The organism is Pedobacter sp. WC2423 (assembly GCF_040822065.1).
Lineage (GTDB): Bacteria > Bacteroidota > Bacteroidia > Sphingobacteriales > Sphingobacteriaceae > Pedobacter.
In genome coordinates, this window is sequence record NZ_CP162005.1 from 1,639,882 (window position 1) to 1,656,863 (window position 16,982).

Annotated in this window: 16 protein-coding genes and 1 tRNA gene; 6 read left to right on the plus strand and 11 right to left on the minus strand. The window is 35.9% G+C overall.

The annotated features are described in order from the left end of the window. Nucleotides 1-67: 67 nt before the first annotated feature. Complete coding sequence (locus tag AB3G38_RS06425; RefSeq protein WP_367867667.1) at nucleotides 68-904, minus strand: helix-turn-helix domain-containing protein; 837 nt, start codon at nucleotides 902-904, stop codon at nucleotides 68-70. A gap of 123 nt (nucleotides 905-1,027) precedes the next feature. Here AB3G38_RS06425 and AB3G38_RS06430 point away from each other — a divergent pair, with 123 nt between their 5' ends. After that, a complete protein-coding gene (locus AB3G38_RS06430; RefSeq protein ID WP_367867668.1) occupies nucleotides 1,028-1,444 on the plus strand; it encodes a carboxymuconolactone decarboxylase family protein in 417 nt (138 codons plus the stop codon). A gap of 81 nt (nucleotides 1,445-1,525) precedes the next feature. On the opposite strand, the gene AB3G38_RS06435 is transcribed toward AB3G38_RS06430, so the two are convergent. Then, nucleotides 1,526-3,013 carry an IMP dehydrogenase gene (locus AB3G38_RS06435; protein ID WP_367867669.1) on the minus strand — a complete coding sequence of 496 codons (1,488 nt, stop codon included), beginning with the start codon at nucleotides 3,011-3,013 and terminating at the stop codon, nucleotides 1,526-1,528. A 79-nt stretch (nucleotides 3,014-3,092) separates the two neighbouring features. Here AB3G38_RS06435 and AB3G38_RS06440 point away from each other — a divergent pair, with 79 nt between their 5' ends. Both AB3G38_RS06440 and AB3G38_RS06445 read left to right on the plus strand, forming a co-directional pair. Beyond that, entirely contained in the window at nucleotides 3,093-5,006 is a 1,914-nt protein-coding gene (locus AB3G38_RS06440; protein ID WP_367867670.1) for an ATP-dependent RecD-like DNA helicase, read from the plus strand. A 75-nt stretch (nucleotides 5,007-5,081) separates the two neighbouring features. Continuing rightward, a tRNA-Lys gene (locus tag AB3G38_RS06445) sits at nucleotides 5,082-5,154 on the plus strand. Nucleotides 5,155-5,449: 295 nt separating this feature from the next. On the opposite strand, the gene AB3G38_RS06450 is transcribed toward AB3G38_RS06445, so the two are convergent. The 9 genes from AB3G38_RS06450 to AB3G38_RS06490 all read right to left on the minus strand — a co-directional run bounded on the left by AB3G38_RS06450 (nucleotide 5,450) and on the right by AB3G38_RS06490 (nucleotide 13,880). Further along, a complete protein-coding gene (locus AB3G38_RS06450) occupies nucleotides 5,450-6,598 on the minus strand; it encodes a bile acid:sodium symporter family protein (protein WP_367867671.1) in 1,149 nt (382 codons plus the stop codon). 324 nt (nucleotides 6,599-6,922) lie between these two features. After that, a complete protein-coding gene (locus AB3G38_RS06455; protein ID WP_367867672.1) occupies nucleotides 6,923-7,480 on the minus strand; it encodes a hypothetical protein in 558 nt (185 codons plus the stop codon). After that, nucleotides 7,477-8,055, minus strand: coding sequence for a DUF1543 domain-containing protein (locus AB3G38_RS06460; protein WP_367867673.1), 579 nt, complete (start codon nucleotides 8,053-8,055; stop codon nucleotides 7,477-7,479). The genes AB3G38_RS06455 and AB3G38_RS06460 overlap by 4 nt, the downstream gene beginning before the upstream one ends. Before the next feature lies 1 nt (nucleotide 8,056). After that, nucleotides 8,057-9,757 carry an FAD/NAD(P)-binding protein gene (locus AB3G38_RS06465; protein ID WP_367867674.1) on the minus strand — a complete coding sequence of 567 codons (1,701 nt, stop codon included), beginning with the start codon at nucleotides 9,755-9,757 and terminating at the stop codon, nucleotides 8,057-8,059. Nucleotides 9,758-9,825: 68 nt separating this feature from the next. Further along, complete coding sequence (locus tag AB3G38_RS06470; RefSeq protein ID WP_367867675.1) at nucleotides 9,826-10,923, minus strand: ATP-binding protein; 1,098 nt, start codon at nucleotides 10,921-10,923, stop codon at nucleotides 9,826-9,828. A gap of 260 nt (nucleotides 10,924-11,183) precedes the next feature. Further along, nucleotides 11,184-11,621, minus strand: a complete 438-nt coding sequence (locus AB3G38_RS06475; protein ID WP_367867676.1) for a putative quinol monooxygenase — start codon at nucleotides 11,619-11,621, stop codon at nucleotides 11,184-11,186. A 109-nt stretch (nucleotides 11,622-11,730) separates the two neighbouring features. Further along, complete coding sequence (locus tag AB3G38_RS06480; protein WP_367867677.1) at nucleotides 11,731-12,165, minus strand: DUF3592 domain-containing protein; 435 nt, start codon at nucleotides 12,163-12,165, stop codon at nucleotides 11,731-11,733. Between the two features lie 73 nt (nucleotides 12,166-12,238). After that, entirely contained in the window at nucleotides 12,239-12,949 is a 711-nt protein-coding gene (locus tag AB3G38_RS06485; protein WP_367867678.1) for a hypothetical protein, read from the minus strand. A 625-nt stretch (nucleotides 12,950-13,574) separates the two neighbouring features. Then, nucleotides 13,575-13,880, minus strand: coding sequence for a hypothetical protein (locus tag AB3G38_RS06490; protein ID WP_367867679.1), 306 nt, complete (start codon nucleotides 13,878-13,880; stop codon nucleotides 13,575-13,577). A gap of 280 nt (nucleotides 13,881-14,160) precedes the next feature. On the opposite strand from AB3G38_RS06490, the gene AB3G38_RS06495 reads away from it, so the two are divergent. From AB3G38_RS06495 to AB3G38_RS06505, 3 genes are all read left to right on the plus strand, one after another. Beyond that, on the plus strand, nucleotides 14,161-15,018 hold the full coding sequence (locus tag AB3G38_RS06495) for a helix-turn-helix transcriptional regulator (protein WP_367867680.1): 858 nt from the start codon (nucleotides 14,161-14,163) through the stop codon (nucleotides 15,016-15,018). Nucleotides 15,019-15,097: 79 nt separating this feature from the next. Further along, nucleotides 15,098-16,288, plus strand: a complete 1,191-nt coding sequence (locus tag AB3G38_RS06500; RefSeq protein WP_367867681.1) for an FAD-dependent oxidoreductase — start codon at nucleotides 15,098-15,100, stop codon at nucleotides 16,286-16,288. Between the two features lie 94 nt (nucleotides 16,289-16,382). Next, the gene (locus AB3G38_RS06505) at nucleotides 16,383-16,946 is read left to right on the plus strand and encodes a type 1 glutamine amidotransferase domain-containing protein (RefSeq protein ID WP_367867682.1); all 564 of its coding nucleotides are present in this window, start codon (nucleotides 16,383-16,385) and stop codon (nucleotides 16,944-16,946) included. The last annotated feature ends 36 nt before the right edge of the window (nucleotides 16,947-16,982 follow it).

Here is a 16,982-nt window from a genome sequence, read left to right on the forward strand (position 1 = left end):
TTTTGCGACTGACCAGATGATGAAAAACAGCGTTGATATGGTAATTAATTTTCTAAACTAACTCTGGTCATCCTCCCTTTCTTATTTGCAGCATTCCTTTTCCAAAATGTCTTTTCATCATTCTATTCAGGTGGCTGCTATCCGTAAACCCCAGCTCCCATGCAATTTCTTTTATCGGTGTGGTCGTATAAACTACACGGGATTCTGCAATTTTAAGCCTGGATTTCAATACATAATCCTGAAAACGCTCGCCTGAATTTCTCCTGAAATATTCACTAAAATAAGTGACCGAAATACCAAAATGCCCGGACAGATATTCCACAGTAATCTTATCCTTATTGATAATATGGAAATTGATAAAGCTTAAAAGATCTGCAAACCTGGAATCAGGTATTATTTTCCCATTTAAAATCCGTTTCTGAGCATTACGCGAAAGAATCTCCAGGATAGATACCAATGTAGTTCTGATAATGAAGGCAGAACAAATATCCTTCCGTTCATATTCATAAAGCACAGCATCGAGCAATCTTTTAACTTGTATACTATCGCCTGGATCCTGAATAAGTTCACCGGGATGATGATGATGATTAGCCAGAATAAAATTCAAACGGCTAAACCATGAGCTATAGTCAACCTGATCATTTGATAAAGGGACAAAATAACTGCTTGTAAAACGAACAAATAAAAAACGCGCAGGTTCTTCAATCACATACTTATAACATTTTGCAGCAGGCAAAAGATGAATATCATTTCCATGAAACGGCAATTTAATACTGTTTACACTTTGCAAACCTTTTCCTTCTAGCACATAGACCAGTTCGAAAAAATTATTGGTCCTGCTCCTCTCCTGCCACTCTGAATAGCTGGCAATCTCTATAGCAAAGCTGTCATGTAAAAAATCCATGCTATAAAACTAGCTATTCCTTTTACGTTTTAGAGAACTATCCAAGGATATTACTGTTTTTTCAACCTTATTTACCATTTCTCCAAAAGCCGCTATCCTACTTTTGCCGTATAAAAAGATCACATGAATTATCAGGAAATATCAAAAGAGACTATAAGTTATTTATATAAATCTCATCAAAGTATAAGGAAATCGGAAATAGACGTTCAGTTGATTATTCTGGCAGAGTTATATGTATCCCAAATGAACGGCTGCGCATATTGTTGTAGTTTTCATTCGAATGAATTTCGCGAATCAGGTATGGCGCAAAATATTATTGATCAGCTTCCAGGCTGGAAATATGCATCAGTTTTTGATCATAAACAGAAATTGGTTCTTCAGTGGGCTGAATCAATTACCAGGATGCAACCTGATCTGCAGGAGTTAAAAACGCAGCTGGGAGTTCATTTCAATGAAAAAGAGTTAGTAGACCTGACAGCCAGCATTTCACTAATGAATGCGTTGAACCGTCTTAGGATTACACTCGGAGACAAGCACTAAATATTACAAATTTTAAATCAGAGAAAGCAGTAAAATTATTAATCAAGGCACCAGACCAGCGCCTTGATTAATATGCTTGGTTTATTCTCTTACCAGTACATCATGCGCTCCGCCTTCTACAATGCTCACAGAAGAAACTAAAGTAAGTTTAGCATCTTGTTTAAACTTCGCAATGGTTGTAAACCCGCAGCTGCACATGGTTGACTTAATTTTTCCAACAGTAACGTCTAAATTATCTTTTAAAGATCCGGCATAAGGAACATAACTATCTACACCTTCTTCAAATTTTAATCCTGTAGAACCGCCCATATCATAACGCTCCCAGTTTCTGGCGCGATTAGAGCCTTCACCCCAGTATTCTTTCATGTAATTACCACCAACTAATACTTTATGTGTAGGGCTTTCATCAAATCTTGCAAAATACCTTCCCATCATGATAAAATCAGCTCCCATCGCCAGTGCAATTGCCATATGGTAATCCTGAGCTATTCCACCATCCGAACAGATTGGAATGTAGATTCCTGTTTCTTCGAAATATTGATCTCTTGCTTCAGCGATTTCAATTAAAGCGGTTGCCTGTCCTCTGCCTATTCCTTTCGTTTCTCTGGTGATACAGATTGATCCACCTCCAACGCCAACTTTCACAAAGTCAGCTCCTGCTTCAACAAGATATAAAAATCCTTCTTTGTCAACCACATTTCCGGCTCCAACTTTAACGCGGTCACCATATTCTGCTTTAATATATTCCAATGTTGCTTTTTGCCATTCAGAATATCCATCAGAGGAGTCAATACATAAAACGTCGACTCCGGCATTAACCAGTGCAGGAACTCTGTCTTTGTAATCCCTGGTGTTGATACCAGCGCCTACAATTAGTTTTTTAGTCTCATCAGATAGTTCTAAAGGATTGTCTTTATGGTTATCATAATCTTTTCTGAAAACAAAAAACTTGAAATTATTATCTTCATCAACTACAGGCAGACTGTTTAGTTTATGTTCCCAAATGATGCTGTTGGCTTCGCTTAAAGTAATTCCGGCTTTTGCAGTAATGAGTTTGGAAAAAGGAGTCATAAATTCTTTGACTTTCTTATCCATCAGATCTGTACCGATTCTATAATCTCTGCCGGTAACAATACCGATCAGCTTACCATTAGCAGTACCATTATCAGTTATAGCAATAGTAGAATGGCCGGTTTTCGTTTTTAAGGCAATCACATCCTTTAATGTATTTTCTGCGATCAGGTTAGCGGTGCTGATCACGAAACCAGATTTATGTTGTTTAACCTTTTCGATCATTTCTACCTGCTTCTGGATAGTTTGAGATCCGAAGACAAATGATAAGCCGCCATTTTTTGCTAATGCAATAGCCATCTGATCATCAGAAACTGACTGCATAATAGCAGATACGAAAGGTATATTAAGTTCTATTGTTGATTTTTCGCCTTTCCGGTATTTAACCAGTGAGGTTTTTAAGGATACATTATCAGGTACGCAATCAAAAGATGTTAGTCCTGGTATTAAGAGAAATTCACTGAAAGTTCTCGAGGTTTCTTTTAAGTATTTTGCCATTTGCAAAGATAGACTCTTTAATGGAAAAAAACACAGAAATTTACGTTAGCATTTGTAATTAATCGGTTAAATTTGCGGAATGAGTAACGGCGGGTCTTCTAATTCAATTTTCGACAAGATATTATCATTTATAGCGTACACTAATCAGAGCATTTTTCTTACAGGAAAGGCCGGGACCGGAAAAACTACACTCCTGAAAAAAATAAAAGAAGAGAGTTCAAAAAAAATGGTAGTGGTTGCCCCTACTGGTGTTGCTGCAATGAATGCTAAAGGCACAACTATCAACTCTTTTTTCCAGTTACCTGCTGGCTCTTTTTTCCCTGGTGAAATTGGTTTGGAAGATTTACAACTGGGTATTACCTCTATTGAATCTATGGTCAATGATTTAAGCTACAATAGAGAAAAGACAGCGTTGTTCAATGAACTGGAGTTATTAATCATCGATGAGATCTCTATGGTCCGTTGTGATTTGATGGATATGATTGACGCCATCCTCCGTTCAGTGAGAAAAAACAATATTCCTTTTGGAGGTGTGCAATTGTTGCTTATAGGTGATCTGTACCAGTTACCTCCAGTTACTAAAAGAGAAGAATGGGCATTTCTGAGCAGAGCTTATGCCTCCCCATATTTTTTCGAGGGATATGTGATCCGCAGAAATCCACTGCTACAAATAGAATTGACCACAGTATTTCGTCAAACGGAACCAGAATTCGTCAATATCCTAAATAGTATCAGAAATAATCAGATTACTGAGGCTGATCTGGCTTTATTAAATAAAAGATATGATCCGGATTTTCTTGCCACGGATGAATTGAGCCCAATTATTATCACTTCACACAATGCAGAAGCCAATACCGTTAATAAAGCGAAATTAGATGAGCTTCCTGGTGAGGAGTATACTTTTGTGGCTGAGACCAGCGGCGAGTTTAGAGACGCAGGTTTACAGGCAGAACAAACGCTGAAATTAAAGGAAGGTGCGCAGATCATGTTCATTAAGAATGATACTGGAGACAATAGAAAGTTTTATAATGGAAAGATTGGAAAGATCAAGTCTGTTAAAGATGGAGAAATCTATATTTCCTTTCCTCATGAAGAAGATTTGCTGTTAGAGAAGACTTCGTGGCAATCTTTTGAATATAAGACAGATACTGAAGAAGTTATTGTACAGCAGCAGGTTGGTGAATTTTCTCAGTATCCGATTAAACTGGCGTGGGCAGTAACGATACATAAGAGTCAGGGGTTAACTTTTGACCATGCTATAATTGATGCAGGAAAATCATTTATAGCCGGCCAGGTGTATGTGGCTTTGAGTCGTGTGAGAACGCTTAATGGTTTGATTTTAAAATCTAAGATTAATACGGAAAGTTTAAGGTCAAATACAGAGGTAATTAATTATATGAAATCTGTGCAGGATGATGAACTGGATGATCTGCTGGTAAGTGGGCAACAGAAATTTATTCTTCAATTAGTACTGAACCACTTTTCATTAAATAAATTGTTGAGTGAGCTGGAAACAGTGACTTCCAGGCCGGAAATTGTCAGATCAAATATTCCTGAGTATACTGTATTGTTCTCTCAGCTGAGAAAATCGATTAAAAATTTGATTGTTTTAGCTGACCGTTTCCAGGTTCAGGTGATTAATCTGCATAAACAAACTGGTTTTAACGATTTGCCTGCATTACAGGAAAGAATTGAATCGGCAGCAACGTATTTCACAAAGGAGATTAATTTACAGGTTTTAAATCCCGTGAATAAAAATATCAGAATTAAGCCAAAAAATAAGGTTCAACAGGAGCTGCAACATCTTTTTCAGAAGTACAGACCGGTAGTTGAGCATCGGATTTCTCTGTTGCAGCTAGCTCAGGGTTTACTAAAAGAACCAATTATGGTCGAAAACTATGTTTCCTGGATTAGTGAGCATCATGCAAGAGCTACTGCAAAGACAAAAACATCGCCTGGAAATCAGCAATCTACAACATTACAGTTATTTTAACGTCGCTTTTCTTATAAAGTATAGTGTGTATTCATATTTATTTTCTATCTTCGCACCTCCTTAAACAAGGAGAATGATTCCGTAGCTCAGCTGGTAGAGCATTACACTTTTAATGTAGTGGTCCTGGGTTCGAATCCCAGCGGGATCACACCAAAGACTATCTAAATGTATAAAACCCTGCAATCGCATGATTAGCAGGGTTTTTGATTTTAAGGGTTATATCAAAATATGCAATAAATCGCATAAAAAAAGTGAGCAATTCGGTGAGTAGTTTTATAGAGTGGCATACTCAATAAAAACGATTTAAGTTACTGATTTACAGGAAGCTAAATCATTGAACAACTTGATATGATTAGACTGCAAGGGCTAACTTTGTTAACTTTAAATCAGTCAGTTATGAAAACTAATTTCAGTATGTTCTTCTACTTAAAGAAACTAAAAAACTACCTTAAAGGTGCTGTATTAATAAGATCTTCTCTAATTGGTTTCCTGTGCCAATAGGAAGCAAGCAAAGAACCTGTGATATTCATTAAAGGACCAAATACAGCAGGAGCAAGTCCAACAGTAGCCATTTTGCCCATTTCTTTTGCTATGGCCGATGCTAGTCCACCGTTCTGCATCCCCACCTCAATAGCCATAGTTCTACAGTCACGTTCCTTCATTTTAAATAATCTCCCTGACCAATAACCTAAAATATATCCAATCAGATTATGAATCAATACTAACAATATTAATTTAAACCCTATATCCAATAAGCTGTTATGCCCTGCAGCTGTAATAATCATGATGATAAATGCAATGCCAGACATAGATATTAAAGGCATAATTTTTTCCAGCCACTGCTGCTTATTCCGAAATAGTCTATTAAATACCAAACCAAAAATAATTGGGACAATCACCATCCTGGCAATATCGAACATCATATTTTCAACATTGATTTCAATAAATGCTCCCGCAAGCAGTTTCATTAGTAGCGGAGTTATTAATGGTGCCAATAATGTTGAAATTGCTGTGATCGTAACTGACAGGGCAAGATTGGCCTTTGCCAGATATGATATAACATTTGAAGCCATGCCGTTAGGAGAACAGCCAATTAAAACAATCCCAGCAGCAATTTCAGGTTTAAACCCGCTTATATTAGCCAAGGTCACCCCAAGTAACGGCATGATTAAAAAATGACTAAAAACACCAATAAATACTCCTTTTGGCATTTTTAATACGTTTACAAAATCTTTAAGACTCATGGATGTCCCCATGCCAAACATAATGATTTGGATCAATGGAGTAATGAGCAATGCAAATTTAAAACCATTATAGGAAATAAAATAGTCAGGATAACTTAGGGATGCCGTAACTGCTGCGAAGATCACAAATGTGAAACTAAAGCCTTTTAACAACTTAAAATTCCTAAAGCCAATGGCAAGTAATAAAAAGGCAACAATAATTTCTGGCGCTGCAGTCCGAAAACCAGAATTAAAGGAAATGATTATCGCAATAAATAACAAGGAAGCCGACATACCCAAGATAATCCTGAAAATATTTGGTTTAAGGCTTTTACCTTCAATATGTTTACTGTTGCTGTATTTTTCCATATAAGAGACTCATTATCATTTATTTCCATTTTATGTATCCTAAGTCTTTGCATTTCTGGCAGACTATATTATTGGATCAAAATAATTCTCAGATTATCTTTTTAAATACTTAACTCTTATTGATGTGTGTAAATTTAAAATACTTTTCACATCATAGATACAAACGAAATAAACGCAACAATGTTACTCTAAATATTATGCAACGTTGATGTTTTCATATTAATAAGGTCAGCTAATTATTATGAAAAATCATCCAATGAAAAATCATGATTTTATAGATGAGAAAACTTTAAGCTGGTCATTAGAAGTTGCCATCTCCAATAATCAGATCAAAGTTTTCTGGATACTATCAAGTGCCTTATTAATTACATTCATTAATCGTTGCCTCAACCCCTCATCACCTTTATCCATCACACCTATTAATAACTTCTTTTTCATTAGATATTTTTTAGCATGCTTTTGATCAAATTTCAGAACCCAATCAATATTATCTGTAAGATCGCAATACTTAACAGTCTGCGCAGTAGGACTTATACTCACTAAACGTTCAGCTTCCCGCGCTTTTCGCTCCGGTTTACTCCAATCAGGATAAGCAGCAGCAGTAAAAACGTCAGTAAGCTCTTTTACACAAGTAGTTATCAAATCCGCATCTATAATTGTATAATCAAAGCTAATCAAAGCTCTGCGCAGCTCTTCTTCGCTAACCTCAGTATCTTCCAGCAGATCATGGCACAGGCCAATCTCATAACCAAAAGCAACAGCTGGTTTTGCCATTTCTGCTACGGCAATCAAGTGATCAACATATGGTTTCTTAGTACGCCTGATCAGTTGCCCACTATGCTTAACCCCCACCCAATCCGCTAATTTCTCAGCAGCTATCATTTGATCTTATCAAGTTTAAAATAGCCCAAATGAATTTTGTCTTTTTCCTGCCCTGATGCCGGCGTAATCAAAATATAGTACTTGTCTTTAAACTCATCGGCCAGAATATCTTCTATTTTATAAATATCATCCACGTCTACCCCATATTTTTCGTCAATATGTGATCCAGCGCCTTTAACCTTATTATTTTTAAAGAATACAGTTTTCTTGGCATCCTGAATCGCCTGTGTACGTTCCTCATGAACACTCAGTACCGTATAATGTTGCTCTTCCAATATATCAGGCTGATAACCACCCAGATTAATAAAGAAAAGCTTCTTTGAGGAAATTAAAGGAGCCTCATTTTTTAAGACAACCTTAACCTGATACCCATCTACCAGGGTTACTTCTCGCCATCCATCTAAATGAATGGTCTGACCAGCCTCTGGCCAAAAAGAACGAATTACTGGCACGAGCTCCTTTAAATTACGAGCAATACCAAAAAAGAAATCGTGCTGCTCTACATTTCTTTTCGGTGCTTTAGAGCCCAATAAAATCATGAATAATTTAAGTTCTCCGGATATTTCTTCGTTCATTTTATAATATTAATTGTTTAATAATTGCAGCCGAAGCTGCCTCACTGAAATCCAGACCAGAATAATCAGGATTATAGCCTCCAATATAGGGCACAGCCATGATATAAATACGATCATTAAGAGCTCCATAAGCGTCAACGATCTGAAAATTATCATTAATCGTAATTCCTGAAACTTTCAAATAATAGTCATCATTTTGATCCTGCATCACCTCTTTACCATCAGCTAATGCTTTTTGGCCCTCTTGTGCTGACCGAAATCTGAGTTTAGCAGGACTAACAGTCTTGTCGTTTAGTAAACTTTTAAAAGGAAAATCTTCAAAAGCCATATGAGGCTGGCCGACACAATCTATATAAGTATTAAAATATACGGAATGCTCCTCTCCTGACTCGTCAGTGTAATGATACGTAGCACCACCTTTATCCATAGCTTCAATTTCACTATCATCACCAACAGGAATAAGTTCAAGTATACCAGCCTGATACATCGCTAATATTTCTTCACTGGAACTTTGAGGAATATAAGCAATTACAATGGAAATCAGTGGTGTCAGAGATTTGTGCAAACGCATCATATCTTCTGCTGACAGGTACTTAGCAGGATAATTTAAAGCGAAACTTAATACACCCAGCATTTCCTTCCAATACACGGACTTTTTCCTCAATATTGATTTTTCAGCTTCAGCATACTCAGCTTTGAGCAATTGAAAAGGGTTAAGCCGTTCTCTTAAATCCATCATTGCAGTAACGAACTCTTCCAGGCTCATTTCTTTTATCTTTTCATAAAACTCTGGCTCCTTTTCTTTTATTGGCAGTTTGAAATCCTTTTCAAATATATAGTCTAATGATAAAAATCCATTATTTAAAGCGATATGTTCAGCAATCTCTTCTGCAGTTAACAGTGAATCATTAGCTAAATGAGAGTCTTCTAAATGGAATCTAACTGCAGGCAACATTCCGTTGCGTGTATGTAATACCAACTTAAAATTAGGGCTATGATCAAGTAATTGATAAAAAAGATGACCATTATTATCCTTATCAAAAGTTCCATTATGACGTGCAAGTGTTCTGATCGCATCAACAGCAGTTAAAGACGAACCTTTAATAGCAACAGGATGATCAAGTTTTAAGGCCAGTTTGGTTGGTGGATATGGTGAATCAAAATAACCGGGAACTTTACCTTCATGTTTTTTTGGCCAGTTATGCCCTGTGCAAATGATAATCTGATCAAATTTGAATTGTTCTTTATCATTTATCTCTACTACTACCATCTCCTGATCCGGATAATCGATAATATCTGTTACTATACTATTATAAAATATCTGATATTCTATGCCATTCTCACTTGCCATCTTTCGTAAAAGATCAAACTGAGACGTTAAGTACTGACCGAAAAGCAGCCGGGGAAGAACTTTATATTCATTGAAACGTAAGGGATCAATATGAAATTTGTCAAGCGTATCTTTTGGAACAGATTTAATCCAGTCTGCAAGTGAAGTGACCAGCAATGGAATTTCATTACTTGATACATTAGTGATATGTTCATCTCCAGCACCTTCAACACTATAGGGCATCCCCGATCCTAATTTGTTCTTCCGCTCAAATATATTAATTACTATATCTGTTCTACCCGATTCTATCAATCGTTTGAACATAAACAAACCACTCGGGCCACCGCCGAGAATACCAATACGTTTTTCCAATTTTTACAGGCTTAAATAAAGATTATAGCATCAACACCATTTGCCATTAAATGTTTTATCAGACCCAATTAAGAATTGTTAACCGGTAGCGCTATGTTAAAAATTGTACCCTTATTTTCTTTGCTTTCAAACGAAATTGTTCCGCCATGCCATTCCACAATTGTCTTGATAATTGACATCCCTAAACCTGTAGAATGTTCTCCATGAAGTCCGTTTCTTCTGGCTTCAGTAAATTTATCAAATAAAGTGTGATGATATTTTTCAGGTATACCTATGCCAGTGTCTGCGACAGATAGGATTACTTGATGCTGCTGTTGCTGTAAGTTAATCGTAATGGTTCCGCCGGCTGGAGTAAATTTCAGAGAATTTGAAATCAGGTTTTGAATTACCTGAAGGAATTTATCCAGGTCAATTTCTACAAATACAATTTGATGGTCACAATTGCTAACAAAGCTAACCCCAAGATCCATGGATTGATATTCCCTGACCATTTCAAATAGTTTTTCCGCAAGATCAACCCGGCGCTTTAACAAACCCGCGCCTGCGGATTCCAGAAATTCCTGATTTACGAAATCACGGATTAGCCTGGTACAGCTTTCGCTGATCATTTTTATCCTGTTGAGGTGACCTTGCAATGTATCATATTCCGAGCCCATATATTCTCTTTTAATCAAATCATAGAAGTTGCGGATTGTACCAATCGGCCCTGCCAGATCATGTGCAAGAATATTAAGAATAGAGTTCTTCTTATTTCCATGTTGATGAAGGATCTCTATATTTTCCTTATATAATGTTATATCCTGTGCCAGTCCTGTAATTATAGTCCCGTTAAATTGTGCATTGATAAGCAGCGACCGCTCTTGCTGATCCAGTATAAATCTGCATTCAATTTCTTGCTTCGCACTGGTGCTGGCACATAAACCAGCTAATTTTTCCAGTAAATAGTTTTTGTCATCCGGGTGTACGGCTAACAACAAACCATTGGGATGAAGAGCTACTTTATTGATTCCAAAAAAGGTTTTGAAAGCAGGATTAAGATAACTAAACTTTGCTTTAGTATAATCGTAAATAAAAAACAAATGACCGGAATTTTCCGATAATATAAGTAATCCGTTTGGTGCATCCATAGTGTTAGCAAAATGCTGTTCACCTATTGGTGGCTCCACACAGCAAGGTTAAATAAATAATTTATTCTTTATTTAGCCTAACATATACCGTACTTTCTGGTTTCCAATATTTTCAAAACAGGTATAAATGTCACAATCGGTTATTTATACGGGAGTGTAAACAGATTAATACCCTAGAAAAGATTTTATAAAACAAATCAATCATGTTTTGGATTATCCTGATAAAGAAAACATGTTTTGGAAAACGCCAAAAATGAACTCCGAAAAGCGTTTGGACGCGAACCAAAACATAAAGCAGATTATAAACTTACTTTTCTGAACATGACGGAGATAGCTTCACTATCTATCGCATTCATATCAACTAATTTCAAAGATTTCACCATTTTTGAAGTAGTGGTTTTATACTTCTGAAAATGTGGCGTTTTTAAATGAGATTGGTATGCTTCCTTATTTGCATACATTTCCAGGATTCTTATTTTTGAAGCATCATCTTTTTGATACAATGGAAAAATAGCCAATACACCCGGTTCCAGCTTTAAAGACGCTCGTGCCTCTTCTTTCAAGATATCCTGATAAGCTTCTAAATGTTCAGGATAAATTTCAATCTCTGAAATACGAACGATTATATCTCTTTGCTGGGCAATTGAATTACTGTAAGTAAAAAGTACAAGGAGTACTGAAAATAAATAGCGTAATTTCAAAAGCGTAATTTTCAAACTGTAATGCCTGAGTTCCATATTTACTTGTTTATTTTAGAAGAATAAATAACTAGCCGCCGTAAAAACTTATCAATTACAAAGTTTCTGTATACATTGGTAAATGAATAAATTAATGCAATTTTCTCACTTATAACATATAACTTCTATAAGATAACACTGCACCAACAATTAGAAAAAAACTAGCAACTGTGATGCCTATTGCAAAACCAGATTGATCAGCTTCCAGCACATATTTCTTTCCTGGATCTCCCGGATCATAATATACTTTTGTTTTTTGTCCAAGTGCACCACCGGAAGTCTTGCCACGAACGAGATAAGATTTTTTGCCAACAGCAAATTTATAAATTCCCCAAATGGTTTCTTTTTTAAATGTAGTATTCCTTTCCGGCCTGCCCTCACTACTTTTATGAACCTCCTTTTCAAGATCTACTATAACCGCTGAAGTTATAAAGCCAAGTTGCTTTATTTTATTGTCATAATCTTTTGCTATAAAGCATATTATAAATGCTGCAATACCGATTAAAAAAACCAGTGAAGAGGCGATAATTTTTGCTGATTTCATAATAGAAACAGGTAAGATGGATAATTACTATATCTTCAATTTTATATGAAGCCTTTAACCATCTTTTAGTTATTTATTTCCTTTTATGTTTGATTTTATACTTTGGGTCTATAATATCATATAGTTGCTTAGAATCCATTTCTTCTTTTCCGTTGGCGACAGTCATTATGGCTATATAAAGAAATTTCCCCCTTTTAATAAATGCCAAACTTGCCGGCAATTCTGCGTCATCTGCTTTGGAGACTATGTCATAAGGTTCATCATTATAATTTACAGAGAATGTTTTGAACTTATAATAATAGCAGTAAAAATTATCACTTTCCTGGATAAGTTTAATGAGATCCCCACTATGCTTAAATTCCACACTTGATACTAAAACTGATTTTCCACCTTTAAGCTTCATATCCATATTGGATCCCGGTATACCAGCATAAAATGCATTTAGAGAAACATGTGAGGATTCGTTTTTATAATTTATAACATTTTTCAAACTTTGATTACTTGTAAGAATAACTTTAAGGACAAACAAATTAAATTTTTTATTATAAACCAAGCTAGATGTTGTTTCTCTATTTCTATTGGTTGTCGTAGCAAGTAATTGCAACCTACTTTGCGCTTCTTTAGTAAATAAATTATAATGTTCTACTAAAGGAACCTTTAATGACTGTGGCCAATCGTCGATCAATGTGTAAGTCATTGTTAAGAATATACCTGCAAGCCATGTAATAAGTATAATAGCCACAATTCTGTATTTCTGTTTTTTTGTAAGTGTAGATATTTTCATTTTTATTACTGTCTATTAAAGTTATAACCTATTGGTGTATTAGATACTTAAATTACCTATAGTGCAACAGGAGAAGTTTCTTATCATCTGAAGATTTTATCTTTTATTAAAAAAATATCTGTTTCCACCTTCCTCCTCAGTAATGTTCCATCATGATTAAATATTAATTGAGCCCCATTAGAACTAATCCATGTTACCTACAATTTCCTTATTCAAAGGTTTTTTTCCCTTGCAGCCTTGAACCAAAGCACATTTAATAATTGCTACTAGTTCGATTTTTTTCCATTCATATAAATATTTGTTAAGTTCATTGATGATAATCTTGTTGAGTAAATAATTGGGCACTAATACCTATGATGCCCTATAATATCAAAAAAGAATCCCAAAAACGCATTTTCATATTGAAATAGTATAAGGTTCAATGTTAATGAATTAACCAAACAATATTAAAAGATAGCGGGGCAATCATATTGTCCCGCTTCATATTTTTTCAGAAAAAAAATAAGTGATAAAAGAAGTGTCTAAAACATTTATTAAACCCAAAAAAAATATGTCTATAATTTATTGATGGACATTTATTGGAAAAAATCAGATAATCGGGGCAAAAAAAAATGCAGACAAATTCTTATTTAGGGCCGTTGTGGAAAAAACTATGGCCGGGAAATAATTTATTAATAAGTTTCAAAATTTCCAAAATCTTATCTTCTGTAGTTTTTTGAAATTTAAAATAGCAACATCCTCCCTCTTTATAGACATAGCTATTTAACGCATGATTGAAATAAATCGGAGATTCATAATCGTCTTTCATGCGTTTAATCATGTATTTAATTTTTCTTTCAGAAACTTCGAGCTTTATGGCAAGCTCCTTCACTGGACCAGTGTTTTGACTGCAAATGAGATCATTTAATCTTTGATAGTGTAATAAGTTCATAATGAGGCGTCTATTTGGTTTTGTTTAAATTTCAAACTTCCAATACCTACGCTATAAATCTTATGTGACAAAACATAATTAACCCTTGCAGATTTTTAAACTAAAAAAAGCGTAGGTTAATTGTTAAACCTAATCTAATAATGAAATTTATAAAAAACAATATTATTTGATATTCAATCTCTTGAACATATTAAAGATAACTGCTCAACAAAAAAATCAATACACCGTTTCACCTTAGGCAATTTTATGTAAAAAGCTATCTTTATAACGTAATAGTACGATGCAGAAAAAAAGCAAATATATTCCTGTGAACACACTGCCTTCCGGAACGAGGGAAGGAATAATTATTTTCAGAAATTTTTTTAATGGACTTCCCAATCCCAAAGAAGTCGGGCGACCACACCGTGACAACGGGCATTTATTTATCCTGCAGGAAAAAGGAACAACCCATATTGAAATTGACTTTGAAAAACATTGTATAGAAGAATCATCTATTATTTACATAAATCCTGATCAGATACATCATTTGATCGCTTTTGAAAATGCAACGATCAGCACCTGGATAATTACCAGTGAAAATCTGCAGCAGGAAAACCTTGAATTACTAGCTGCCCTCACCCCCGCCAGCATTTTACCTTTAAAAGCCGAGACACTCGCCATTATTTCAACAACCGCAGCGCTTTGCATACAATTCTCTGAAAGGAAACACGAAAAACTATTTAATTCCATTCTGAAAGAAAGTTGTAACACCTTAGTCACCTTAGTTGCTTCCCAGTATTTATCTGAAGCTAAAGCCACGGATCACCATTCCCGTTTCAAGGTGATTACCAAATCATTTAAATCTTCTTTAGAACATCATTTTACAAAGATAAAAAGTCCAAAGGTATATGCTCAGACGCTGAATATATCTACCCCCTATCTGAATGAATGTGTCAAAACCACAACTGGACATTCCGTTTCTTATCATATACAACAACGCATCGTTCTGGAAGCCAAGCGCCTGCTTTACCATTCCAGTAAATCTATAAAAGAGATTGCAGGTGAACTCGGTTATAATGATTATTCTTATTTTACCCGGCTGTTTGTGAAAGGTACAGGAATGACTCCCTTAACTTTCAGAACTAAAAACCTCGGATAGTCCTATACTCACTGCTTATCTGCATTGTTTCCGCCTGGCATAAGCTGCTCTTTTGTATCAAATTAAAAAAGATATAAAAATGGAAACATGGAAAGCAATAAATCTATTACAAAATAAAGAAATAGCAATCATAGGCGGTGGCCCGGGTGGCTTAACATTAGCCAGGCTTTTACAGCTCAAAGGGGTAAATGTGAAGGTTTATGAAAGGGATTTTGGCAAAGAAGCACGCGTGCAAGGTGCAATCGTTGATTTACACTTTGACTCGGGCCTGAAAGTTATGGAAGCAGCAGATTTGATGGATGCCTTCAAAGTGAATTACATGCCTGGTGCTGATAAGTTTCGCATGGTTGACAAGGATGCGAAAATACTCATGGACGAACATGATCAAAGTTCTGTTGCAGATTTTGGCGATGAACATTTTAGACCAGAAATTGACCGGGGTGCGCTAAGAAATATTTTAATAGATGCTCTTCTGCCTGATACCGTTATTTGGGATAGTCAATTTGTGAGCATGGAGCTGGTCAATGAGACCTGGAAACTGAAGTTTAAAAATGGTACAACAGCTAACGCGGATATAGTGATCGGAGCCGAAGGATACCGCTCAAAAATCCGTTCTTACCTAACAGACATTAAAGCAGTGTATTCAGGGGCAACTATTATCCAGGGTGAGATAGATTATCCTGAAAAAGTATGCCCTGAAATTTATGCGTTGGTTGATAAAGCCAATCTTATGGCAATGGGTACCGGAAAAACTATTGCTGCGCAGCCAAGAGGTGATGGTGGCCTGACATTTTATGCTTCATCTATTTATCCTGAAGACTGGATCAAAACCAGTGGAATTGATTTTAATGAAAGTGAGCAAGTATACGCTTACCTGATTAAATATTACGAAGGTTGGAACCCCATATTTTTCACACTCTTTAAAGCATGTAAACATTTTGTTCCAAGGCCACTGAACTATTTCCCTTTAGACCAAAATTGGGATACAAAATCAAATCTCACCCTTATTGGAGATGCAGCTCATTTGATGCCTCCATCTGGCGAAGGAGTTAATACAGCTATGCTGGATGCGCTTGATTTAAGTGAGTGCCTTACTGCTGGTGAATTTCAAAATATACAGGCTGCCATCGCAGCCTATGAAAAACAAATGCTGCAAAGAGCTGCTTTATTAGGTGAGGAGGCACTCGAAGACATCAAAAATTTTGCATCCCCTTCTGATGAGTCGGTTAAAAAGCTCATCCAACAATTTAGCCAGCATGCAAATACGTAAATATTTCAAGAATTTCAGTTTATAATAAAATGTAAAAACTTTCTTCGGGAGGAGTTGTAGTTATTACAATAAAGTTTAAACTCAAATAAATAGTATGGGACAATTAAATAATAGAAACATTGCCGTTTTATCAGAAAGCGGTTTTGAAGAAACAGAATTGACCAGTCCGGTTCAAAGATTAAAAGAAGAGGGTGCCATAGTTCATATCATTTCTTCCAAACCAGGAAGTATTCAGGCGATGAAGGGTGATCAGGAATGGACTATTAAAGTTGATGTTGACAAAACGATAACCGAAGCTAATCCAGAAGACTATGACGGTCTATTAATTCCGGGTGGAGTATTAAATCCCGACGCGCTTAGAAAAAATGATCAGGCCGTTGAATTTGTGAAAGCATTTTTTAGTGCCGGAAAGCCTGTTGCTGCGATTTGTCACGGTCCGCAGGTATTAATAACGGCCGGAGTTGTTAAAGGAAGAAAGATGACCTCAACAAAAACTATAAAGATTGATCTTATCAATGCTGGTGCACAATGGGATGATTTGGAAGTAGTGGTTGATGAAGGATTGGTAACTAGCAGAAGCCCGGATGATCTGCCGGCATTTAATGATAAAATGGTGGAAGAATTTGCCGAAGGTGTTCATCAGGAACAACATTCTTAACAAAAGTAAAGGGAGTTTTTAAGGCTCCCTTACTAT

Coding starts and splice junctions, on each gene's coding strand:
- AB3G38_RS06425 (WP_367867667.1), bottom strand. CDS start 904: ATGGATTTTTTACATGACAGCTTTGCTATAGAGATTGCCAGCTATTCA.
- AB3G38_RS06430 (WP_367867668.1), top strand. CDS start 1,028: ATGAATTATCAGGAAATATCAAAAGAGACTATAAGTTATTTATATAAA.
- AB3G38_RS06435 (WP_367867669.1), bottom strand. CDS start 3,013: ATGGCAAAATACTTAAAAGAAACCTCGAGAACTTTCAGTGAATTTCTC.
- AB3G38_RS06440 (WP_367867670.1), top strand. CDS start 3,093: ATGAGTAACGGCGGGTCTTCTAATTCAATTTTCGACAAGATATTATCA.
- AB3G38_RS06450 (WP_367867671.1), bottom strand. CDS start 6,598: ATGGAAAAATACAGCAACAGTAAACATATTGAAGGTAAAAGCCTTAAA.
- AB3G38_RS06455 (WP_367867672.1), bottom strand. CDS start 7,480: ATGATAGCTGCTGAGAAATTAGCGGATTGGGTGGGGGTTAAGCATAGT.
- AB3G38_RS06460 (WP_367867673.1), bottom strand. CDS start 8,055: ATGAACGAAGAAATATCCGGAGAACTTAAATTATTCATGATTTTATTG.
- AB3G38_RS06475 (WP_367867676.1), bottom strand. CDS start 11,621: ATGGAACTCAGGCATTACAGTTTGAAAATTACGCTTTTGAAATTACGC.
- AB3G38_RS06480 (WP_367867677.1), bottom strand. CDS start 12,165: ATGAAATCAGCAAAAATTATCGCCTCTTCACTGGTTTTTTTAATCGGT.
- AB3G38_RS06485 (WP_367867678.1), bottom strand. CDS start 12,949: ATGAAAATATCTACACTTACAAAAAAACAGAAATACAGAATTGTGGCT.
- AB3G38_RS06490 (WP_367867679.1), bottom strand. CDS start 13,880: ATGAACTTATTACACTATCAAAGATTAAATGATCTCATTTGCAGTCAA.
- AB3G38_RS06495 (WP_367867680.1), top strand. CDS start 14,161: ATGCAGAAAAAAAGCAAATATATTCCTGTGAACACACTGCCTTCCGGA.
- AB3G38_RS06500 (WP_367867681.1), top strand. CDS start 15,098: ATGGAAACATGGAAAGCAATAAATCTATTACAAAATAAAGAAATAGCA.
- AB3G38_RS06505 (WP_367867682.1), top strand. CDS start 16,383: ATGGGACAATTAAATAATAGAAACATTGCCGTTTTATCAGAAAGCGGT.